Genomic DNA, 8,360 nt, shown 5'->3' with positions numbered 1-8,360 from the left:
AAACCGACTGATTTCAGATTTTGGCGAAACCCGCTTCGCCCAATTTCAGACAACCTCGAACGCAGCCCTGACCCTGTCCAAATCCTCTTGCGTATCCACACCGGCGGCGGGGGCTTCTTTGGCGGTTTCGACGGCAATTGGGTAGCCGTGCCACAGGACGCGCAGTTGCTCCAGCGATTCGATGGTTTCCAGCGGCGAGACGCTCATTTCGGCGTAGCGTTGCAGGAAACCGGCACGGTAGGCGTAGATGCCGATATGGCGCAGGACGGCGGTTTCGGCGGGCAATTCGCGTTTTTCGGTGCGCATGGCATCACGCGGATAGGGAATCGGGGCGCGGCTGAAGTAGATGGCGTTGCGGTTTTTGTCGAGGACGACTTTGACGACGTTGGGATTCATAAATTCGTCGAAATCGTGCAATTCGTGCGCCGCGGTCGCCATTTGTACGTTGTTTTCCACCAAGACTTCGGCGGTGCGGTCGATGAGTTCGGGGGCAATCAGCGGCTCGTCGCCCTGTACGTTGACGACCACCAGATGTTGCGGCAGCTTCAGCGCGGCAGCGGCTTCGGCAAGGCGTGTCGTGCCGCTTTCGTGCCGGTTTGAAGTCATGACGACTTCAACGCCGTGCGCCTGACAGGCCGTCTGAATATCGGGGTGGTCGGTGGCAACGACGACGCGCGCGGCTTTACTTTTTGCCGCCTGTTCGGCAACGCGCACAACCATCGGTTTGCCGTGGATGTCCGCCAAGGCTTTTCCGGGCAGGCGCGATGAATCCAGCCGCGCCGGAATCAATACGACGAATTCGGTCATGCTTTGAGTTCCTCTTCGCTCAACGCTCGTGCTTCGTTTTCCAGCATATAGGGAATGCCGTCTTTAATCGGATAAGCCAGCTTGGCTTGACGGCTCCACAACTCTTGTTTGTCCTGATGATATTCCAGCCTGCCTTTGGTAACGGGGCAGACGAGGATGTCTAAGAATTTTTTTTCCATGGGGTTTCTTTCGGGTTTGATGGTTTTATAGTGGATTAACTTTAAACCAGTACGGCGTTACCTCGCCTTAGCTCAAAGAAAACGATTCTCTAAGGTGCTGAAGCACCAAGTGAATCGGTGCCGTACTATCTGTACTGTCTGCGGCTTCGGCGCCTTGTCCTGATTTAAATTTAATCCACTATAGCGAAACTCGCTTCGCTCGTTTTGGCGAAACTTGCTTTGCTCGTTTTCAGACGACCTTAAGCGGCATTATTTTTTCCGTGCCGGTTTGTTCGGCTGTTTGGCGCAGGCTTGGGCAGGATTTTTGCCGTTGCACATGATTTGGCGGATTTCGCGCCTCAAGTTTGCGCTTTCGTTGGATTGGGTGTATTTGCCGGCAAGGATGTCCATCATCGGCTTCACCGTTGCCTCAAGATAGCGCGGCGTTTTGTCCATTATCGATTGACCTACCGCCGTGCTGTAAAAGCCAATCAATGCGTTGACTTCTTCTTGCGTATAAACCGTCTTCATGCCGTCTAAAGCCGCTTTACGCAACTGGGCGCGCACTTGCGGCGTGTTGATTTCGGCAATCGACCGGGTTGCATACTTTTTCAAGACTGCTTCCAACTGCGGACGTTTGTCTTCCGGCGCATCTTTCAAAAATTTCTGTACATTCGGATCGGAAAGCACAATGCCTTCCATGCTTTGGAAAGACTGTTCCAACAAGGCATCCATCTTCTGCACTTCAAACAGACGCTCCAGCGATGCGTCGCTGGGTGTGGCGGCAAATGCGTTGGCACACAATGCCAGCGCGGCGAAGGGCAATAACAAGGTTTTCAGTTTCATCTTTTTCTCCTGTTTAAGGTTTAGGGGGTACATTCTTCAGACAATATTTTTTTAATTTCGTTTTCAAATTCAATTAGGTAGTGTTCGCTAATTGTTTCTATTTCTTTCATATCCGCTTCGCTTGCCCCTATATTGGCGAGTTTTTTTATGAATACCGAATTTTTCTCAACGATAGATTGTCCTACGGGAGTCTCGTAAAACGCAATCATGGCATCAATCTCTTGTTGAGTGAACTCGTCCTTGGCAACTTTTTTTATTTCTTTCATTAATTTGTTTCTAAGTTGCGGTGTGAAATAAGCTTTAAGCACTTTGTTCATATAACGGTCTGACGCGGCTTGTAATTGCGGCTGCAGTTCCGGTGGATATGAGGAGATGATCGGTTGCATGAGCTGTCGGTTTTGTGCTTCCGCCATGTTGGTCAAATTTTTGAGAAAGTCGCGTTCGATATGCTGGACTTCCATCCATCTATTTAAAGACTTATCGCTTGGGGGCGCGGCTGTTGCGGCGGAACAGGCGGCAATGGCAACGAAAGTGAGCAGCAGTTTCTTCAGGTTCATAAATTTCCTTATTATTCAAGACAACAGCAACAAAGAATCAATTGATTTCAGACGACCTGTCGCGAATCTTTCAGCTGTTCCGACACAAACGCCGCCAAATCAGGTTCGATTATCGCACAAACAGGCAACACCCATACATGATTCAGATTGAGGTCGTCTGAAAACTTGACCGCATCTTTCTCCGTAATAATCACCGCGTCCGCATTTGGCAAATCTGCCGCTGCGATGTCGGCATGATCGGGCAGCGCGACGGTTTGGTTCAACGTGATGCCCATGTTCCGCAGCGAATCAAAAAAGCGCTCCGGTTTGGCGATACCCGCCACGGCAGCGACGGTTTGGTTTTTCAGACGACCTGTATCCAGTATTTCGGACGGCTTGTTCAAACGGTAAATCCGTCCCGTTTCGATACGGCTGTGGAACATATTTTCAGACGGCGCAAACGACGCATCCGCCTTGCCGCCGCTGACAACGACCGCGTCCACCGAATCCAGCCGCGACAAAGGTTCGCGCAAACTGCCGTTGGGCAGCAAATCCAAATCCGTCCGCCCCGTATCCGCCGCCGGAAAAACCGCGATTTCCACATCCCGCCGCAGGGCGTAATGCTGCAAACCGTCGTCCGCCACAATCAGCCCGATGTCAGGGTGCGCCGCCAGCAACGCCCTGCCTGCCTCCGCACGGCTGCTGCCCACCGCCGTCGGCGCGCCGGTTTTACGGAACAGCAGCAAAGGCTCGTCGCCCGCATCTTCCGCACGGCTCACGGCGTTCAATACATGAACCGCCTTGCTCTTGCGCCCGTAACCCCGGCTGATAATGCCAACCTTGATGCCTTTTTCCTGCAAGCCTGACACCAGCGCGGCGACAATCGGCGTTTTCCCCGTCCCGCCCGCGTGGATATTGCCGACCACGACCACGGGTACGGGCAGCTTTTCGCTTTTCAGACGACCTGAAACGAAATCATCGCGCCGTTTTGCCGCAATTTTGGCAAACAGTTTGGATAAGGGTTTGAGCAGGAGAGATAAAAACGGATTGGGGCGTTGCCAATGGCGTTCGATGATTTGATGGAGTTTGGGCATTCAGACGACCTTGTAGCTGCGTTTCTTTGTAGTACACCATTTTAGCGGATAAGTCGTTCAGGCTAGGGTTTCGATGCGGTTGTCGGGCATGACCAGCCAGACTTTTGCCTGTTTGGCGCGCGCGGCGGTACGGATGGCGGATTCGTCCATGATGGAGAACGCGGTGGAGAAGGCATCGGCAACGGCGGCAGTCGGCGCCATGACGCTGACGCTGCGGTAGCGCGGTGTGGCAGTGCCGGTGCGCGGGTCGAAGAGGTGGGTGAACTTGCCGGCTTCGTCCATCACGGTACCGTAGCCGCCTGAGGTGGCGAAGGCTTGGTTTTGCATGGGGATGGTCAGGAGGGTGGCTTCTTCGTTTTGGGGATTGCGGATGCCGACGTTCCATGTGCGTTGGTTGTCGGTGTCGAAGCCGCGGATTTCGCCCATATCGACGAGGGCTTGGCGGATGCCGTGTTGTTGCAGCAGGGCGGTGATTTTGTCGGTGATGTAGCCTTGGGCGATGCCATTGAGGGATAAGCCCATGCCTTTTTGTTCGAAGAGGATGGCTTTTTGGTCGAAGACGATGTGTTTGAAGCCGACGAGCTTGAGGGTGCGCCGGATGTCCGGTTCGGACGGCGGGGTTTCGGCACGCGGGTTGCGGCGGAAATGGTCTGCATAAAGGTTCCACAACACTTGGACGGTGGGGTCGAACGCGCCGTCTGTCAGGGCATGGATGTCGCGGCAAATGCTCAACAGGGCGAGGAAATCAGGCGGCGGATTGTTCAGACGACCTTCTTTGTTCAGTCGGTTGATGAGGCTGTCTTCGCGGTAGAGGCTGAAGATTTTTTCGAGGCGGGCGACTTCTGCGAGGACTTTGTTGACGAGGATTTCGGCTTCTTTGCGGTCAACGCCGAAGAGGCGGAGCTCGGCGCCGGAACCCAGCGCGATGCCTTTCCAAATGACGGGCTCGACGGTAGTTGGTAACGGGGCAGGGCGGTTGCGGTTCAGGAGGAAGGGCGCGGCTGCTCCGGCGGCAGTCAGGGCGGCGATGGCGAAAAAACGGCGGCGGGTGAGCGGGGTGTTCATGGATTGGGATGGGTCATCTGAAAAGGGGCGGGGTGTTGGAAGACTGGGAAAACCGGTTTATCTGGGTTTGCGTTTGAGGACTTTGGGAAGGTGTTTTTAGGAGCACCGTCATTTCCGCATATGACTTTTATGGTTACGGAAAGGACGGCGGGCGACGGCTGAGGCTTGATTTGCGCTGCGGCAGAACTTGTTTTCCCGCCATTAAGCCTGCCTTCACGCTTTGGCACCAAGCATCAACCGCCCTATCAGTCGCCCATTGCCGCCAGTAGCTCTGCCTGATGCTCGGCAATCAGGGCGTTGGTGATTTCTTCCAAGTCGCCGTCCATGACAAAATCCAGCTTGTGCAGGGTAAGGTTGATGCGGTGGTCGGTCACGCGGCCTTGCGGGTAGTTGTAGGTGCGGATGCGTTCGCTACGGTCGCCGCTGCCGATAAGGGATTTGCGTTCAGCGGCTTCTTTGGCTTGGGCTTCGCGTTTTTGCGCGTCGTTCAGGCGGGCGGCGAGGACTTTCATCGCCTGCGCTTTGTTGGCGTGTTGGCTGCGGCCGTCTTGGCATTCGACCACCATGCCTGTGGGCAGGTGGGTGATGCGGACGGCGGAGTCGGTTTTGTTGATATGCTGACCGCCCGCGCCGGATGCGCGGAAGGTGTCGATGCGCAGATCGGCGGGGTTCAACTCGATGTCTTCGAGTTCGTCCGCTTCGGGCATGACGGCGACGGTGCAGGCTGAAGTATGGATACGACCTTGGCTTTCGGTGGCGGGGACGCGTTGCACGCGGTGGCCGCCCGATTCGAATTTCAGACGACTGTATGCGCCCAAGCCGACAATGCGGGCGATGACTTCTTTATAGCCGCCCAACTCGCTTTCGTTGGCGGAAACGATTTCGACCTGCCAGCGGTTGCGTTCGGCGTAGCGGCTGTACATGCGCAGCAAATCGCCTGCAAACAGCGCGGCTTCGTCGCCGCCCGTTCCGGCACGCACTTCGATGAAGATGTTTTTGTCGTCGTCGGCATCTTTGGGCAGCAGCAGTTTTTGCAGTTCGGTATCGAGCGTGTCGATTTTGGCTTTCGCCGCTTCGATTTCTTCGGCGGCAAAGTCTTTCATTTCGGGGTCGGACAGCATTTCTTCGGCATCCGCCAAGTCGCTTTGCGCCAGTTGATAGTTTTGGAACACTTCGACCACGGGCGTCAATTCGGCGTGTTCGCGCGTGAGCTTGCGGTAGTTGTCCATGTCGGACGTGGCTTCGGGCTGTCCGAGGAGGTGGGTGACTTCTTCCAGTCGGTCGCTGAGTTGTTGTAGTTTTTCTAAGATAGACGGCTTCATAATTCTTCCATAACAAATGCCGCCGGGAGTCGTCCGCGACGGCGCGAGGAGGCGTTATTATAATGGGTTTGGTTGGAAATTCAAAAGGATATGGCGGGGTTTCTGATGGGCTGCGGCGATGTCGGTTTGCTTTGCGTTATCGGTTTGACGTTCATCCCTTCGATTGCCCGTTTTGCTATACATGGCAAAAGGTCGTCTGAAAACCAAAATCCGGTTTTCAGACGACCTTTGTTTTGATTGGGCTTACTTAGGTGCAGCCAAGATACCTGTCAGGTTCAGCAGGAACAAAACCGTAAATCCGGTCAGGTAAATTAAGCCGAGGATGGCGAGGAGGTCCATACTTGCCGTCAGCTTGTGGCGTTTGTCGCCTTTGACGAGGCGGTAGTTCAGCCAAGCGAACACGGGGGCAGAAACGAAGGCGGTAATCATGGCGAATTTGAGCAGCTCCGCCATCGCGCTGTTGAACCAGAAAATCACTGCCAAGCCCGTACCTGCGACCCAAACGTTCCAGGCGAACAGTTCGACGTTGCCCGTTTTGTCTTTGCCGCGCAGCAGGCGCACCGGCTCGGCAATCGCGCGCGCGTAGCCGTCCACTACGGTAATCGTCGTGCCGTACATACAGGCGAAGGCGATAAATGCGACCATCGGACGCGACCAGTCGCCGATGGTGACGGCGTACATATTAATCAGTTGACCGACGTATTTGCCGCCCGCCATTTGCACTGCCTCACCGTTGCCGTACTGCACATACGCGCCCAAGGCGAGGAAGACGACTGCCAACACTGCGCTGGTGATGTAGCCGACGTTGAAGTCGAAAATACCGTCGCGGTAGCTGGAAGGATTGATGCGTTGTTTTTCCGTTACCCACAAAGAGTTGATAGCCGAAATTTCAATCGGCGCAGGCATCCAGCCCATCAGCGCGATGAGGAAGCCCAAGCCTGCCAGTGTCCATGGGGTAGGCTCGATAAAGTCGGGTTTCATCTGCATGCCGCGCGACATGGCGATGGCGGCGGCGGCGACTGTGGCAATCGTCAGACTGACGATGATGATTTTGGAAACGTTGTCCAAGGCTTTGTAGCGTCCGCTCGCCAAGATAATCAGGCAGGAAGCCATAATCAGCGCGGAGATTGCGCCGACATTCAGCGTCAGCGAAGGAATCGCCATTTTGACAATGGCGGCGGTCACGATGGCTACCGCACCCGCGTTAATCGTTGCTGAGATAACGCACAAAATCAGGAATACCCACAAATAAACGCGGCTTTTCTCCGCATAGCCTTCAATCAGGCTTTTGCCCGTATCCAGCGTGTAATGCGCGCTGAAACGGAAAAACGGATATTTGAAGAGGTTGGTCAAAATGATAATCAACGCAAGCTGCCAGCCGTAAAGCGCACCCGCCTGCGTCGAGGCAATCAGGTGCGAACCGCCGACCGCCGCCGAAGCCATCATGATTCCGGGCCCCAGCGCATTGATTTTGCTTTTCCAAGTCGAAGCGTGTGTATGTTGTTCAGACATCTATTTTCTCCGTCTTTTTCAGACGACCTTCACAAAAAAAGGCATATTTTAACGTAAATCAAAATCCCGAATGATGAATATTGAAAAACATTATGCTGAATTTTGGATAAAAAATACTAATCAAATAAAAAAATGGGCTATTTAGGAAATTTTATGCCTAAAAACCTTTTTCAGACGACCTTGTATCGCTTTTTATTCCTGTTTGTCCGTGTTAAAAGGGAGGTGTTGGAAAATGGGCGGAAGCCGATGACAAGCGCGCCATAGCGGTTTTGTTAGGGTTTCACTATAATATTCAACCTGTTCTATTTAGGATGGGCAGGCGGTTCGGTCTTTATAGTGGAATTAACATAAATCAGGACAAGGCGACGAAGCCGTAGACAGTACAGATAGTACGGAACCGATTCACTTGGTGCTTCAGCACCTTAGAGAATCGTTCTCTTTGAGCTAAGGAGAGGTAATGCCGTACTGGTTTAAAGTTAATCCACTATATTGTGTAAAAAATGGAAGCAAGGCTGCATTTGGGCTGATTCAACGTTTTATCCAAACCGGATTGGTTGAGGGTCGAACGCTATGCCATCCTGAAATTTAAGGAAAAATATCATGAAAAAAATCGAAGCTGTGATTAAGCCGTTTAAATTGGACGATGTCCGTGAAGCTCTGACAGAAATCGGGATAAGCGGCATGACGGTCAGCGAGGTTAAAGGTTTCGGCCGTCAGAAAGGGCATACCGAAATTTACCGCGGCGCGGAGTATGCGGTTGATTTTCTGCCAAAAGTCAAAGTTGAGCTGGTGTTGGCAGATGAAGATGTGGAACGCGCCATCGATATCATTGTGGAGACTGCGCGGTCGGGCAAAATTGGCGACGGCAAGATTTTTGTGTTGCCGGTTGAAGAAGTGATTCGGATACGGACGGGCGAACGCGCGGAAGCGGCGATTTAATCTTATTGTTGCCGCGATTGGCTGATACAAATAAGGTCGTCTGAAATCCTGAACTGGCCCCCAAATCTTGGACACTCATAA

10 protein-coding genes are annotated in these 8,360 nt (G+C 53.4%); 2 read left to right on the top strand and 8 right to left on the bottom strand.

Annotated features, from left to right (window positions below):
- Window positions 1-45 precede the first annotated feature (45 nt).
- The 7 genes from kdsB to prfA form a co-directional block, all read right to left on the bottom strand.
- The gene (gene kdsB, locus HMPREF3277_RS06550) at window positions 46-807 is read right to left on the bottom strand and encodes a 3-deoxy-manno-octulosonate cytidylyltransferase (protein ID WP_070870416.1); all 762 of its coding nucleotides are present in this window, start codon (window positions 805-807) and stop codon (window positions 46-48) included.
- Window positions 804-986: a Trm112 family protein gene (locus tag HMPREF3277_RS06545; protein WP_002221286.1), complete on the bottom strand. Its 183-nt coding sequence runs from the start codon at window positions 984-986 to the stop codon at window positions 804-806. The genes kdsB and HMPREF3277_RS06545 overlap by 4 nt, the downstream gene beginning before the upstream one ends.
- A 249-nt stretch (window positions 987-1,235) precedes the next feature.
- The gene (locus HMPREF3277_RS06540; RefSeq protein WP_070870414.1) at window positions 1,236-1,811 is read right to left on the bottom strand and encodes a DUF2059 domain-containing protein; all 576 of its coding nucleotides are present in this window, start codon (window positions 1,809-1,811) and stop codon (window positions 1,236-1,238) included.
- Between the two features lie 20 nt (window positions 1,812-1,831).
- Complete coding sequence (locus HMPREF3277_RS06535) at window positions 1,832-2,368, bottom strand: DUF2059 domain-containing protein (RefSeq protein ID WP_070870413.1); 537 nt, start codon at window positions 2,366-2,368, stop codon at window positions 1,832-1,834.
- Window positions 2,369-2,415: 47 nt separating this feature from the next.
- Window positions 2,416-3,441, bottom strand: coding sequence for a tetraacyldisaccharide 4'-kinase (gene lpxK, locus HMPREF3277_RS06530; RefSeq protein ID WP_070870411.1), 1,026 nt, complete (start codon window positions 3,439-3,441; stop codon window positions 2,416-2,418).
- Between the two features lie 57 nt (window positions 3,442-3,498).
- On the bottom strand, window positions 3,499-4,506 hold the full coding sequence (locus tag HMPREF3277_RS06525; protein WP_070870409.1) for an FAD:protein FMN transferase: 1,008 nt from the start codon (window positions 4,504-4,506) through the stop codon (window positions 3,499-3,501).
- Window positions 4,507-4,751: 245 nt separating this feature from the next.
- The gene (gene prfA / locus HMPREF3277_RS06520; protein WP_009174477.1) at window positions 4,752-5,828 is read right to left on the bottom strand and encodes a peptide chain release factor 1; all 1,077 of its coding nucleotides are present in this window, start codon (window positions 5,826-5,828) and stop codon (window positions 4,752-4,754) included.
- A gap of 90 nt (window positions 5,829-5,918) precedes the next feature.
- Here prfA and HMPREF3277_RS06515 point away from each other — a divergent pair, with 90 nt between their 5' ends.
- On the top strand, window positions 5,919-6,065 hold the full coding sequence (locus HMPREF3277_RS06515) for a nitrogen fixation protein NifZ (protein WP_070870407.1): 147 nt from the start codon (window positions 5,919-5,921) through the stop codon (window positions 6,063-6,065).
- 6 nt (window positions 6,066-6,071) lie between these two features.
- Here HMPREF3277_RS06515 and HMPREF3277_RS06510 read toward each other — a convergent pair whose 3' ends face one another.
- Entirely contained in the window at window positions 6,072-7,340 is a 1,269-nt protein-coding gene (locus HMPREF3277_RS06510; RefSeq protein ID WP_070870406.1) for an Nramp family divalent metal transporter, read from the bottom strand.
- A gap of 600 nt (window positions 7,341-7,940) precedes the next feature.
- Here HMPREF3277_RS06510 and HMPREF3277_RS06505 point away from each other — a divergent pair.
- Window positions 7,941-8,279 carry a P-II family nitrogen regulator gene (locus HMPREF3277_RS06505; RefSeq protein ID WP_003756171.1) on the top strand — a complete coding sequence of 113 codons (339 nt, stop codon included), beginning with the start codon at window positions 7,941-7,943 and terminating at the stop codon, window positions 8,277-8,279.
- Window positions 8,280-8,360 lie beyond the last annotated feature (81 nt).

This window comes from Neisseria sp. HMSC70E02, from assembly GCF_001838645.1.
Lineage (GTDB): Bacteria > Pseudomonadota > Gammaproteobacteria > Burkholderiales > Neisseriaceae > Neisseria > Neisseria macacae.
The sequence above is the reverse complement of the archived record's forward strand: the minus strand, read 5'-3'. Positions and strand labels throughout refer to the sequence as shown.

Bases quoted from the DNA above. Each gene is read 5' to 3' on its own strand.
- HMPREF3277_RS06545 (WP_002221286.1), bottom strand. From the start codon at position 986: ATGGAAAAAAAATTCTTAGACATCCTCGTCTGCCCCGTTACCAAAGGC.
- kdsB (WP_070870416.1), bottom strand. From the start codon at position 807: ATGACCGAATTCGTCGTATTGATTCCGGCGCGGCTGGATTCATCGCGC.
- HMPREF3277_RS06535 (WP_070870413.1), bottom strand. From the start codon at position 2,368: ATGAACCTGAAGAAACTGCTGCTCACTTTCGTTGCCATTGCCGCCTGT.
- HMPREF3277_RS06525 (WP_070870409.1), bottom strand. From the start codon at position 4,506: ATGAACACCCCGCTCACCCGCCGCCGTTTTTTCGCCATCGCCGCCCTG.
- HMPREF3277_RS06505 (WP_003756171.1), top strand. From the start codon at position 7,941: ATGAAAAAAATCGAAGCTGTGATTAAGCCGTTTAAATTGGACGATGTC.
- lpxK (WP_070870411.1), bottom strand. From the start codon at position 3,441: ATGCCCAAACTCCATCAAATCATCGAACGCCATTGGCAACGCCCCAAT.
- prfA (WP_009174477.1), bottom strand. From the start codon at position 5,828: ATGAAGCCGTCTATCTTAGAAAAACTACAACAACTCAGCGACCGACTG.
- HMPREF3277_RS06515 (WP_070870407.1), top strand. From the start codon at position 5,919: ATGGCGGGGTTTCTGATGGGCTGCGGCGATGTCGGTTTGCTTTGCGTT.
- HMPREF3277_RS06540 (WP_070870414.1), bottom strand. From the start codon at position 1,811: ATGAAACTGAAAACCTTGTTATTGCCCTTCGCCGCGCTGGCATTGTGT.
- HMPREF3277_RS06510 (WP_070870406.1), bottom strand. From the start codon at position 7,340: ATGTCTGAACAACATACACACGCTTCGACTTGGAAAAGCAAAATCAAT.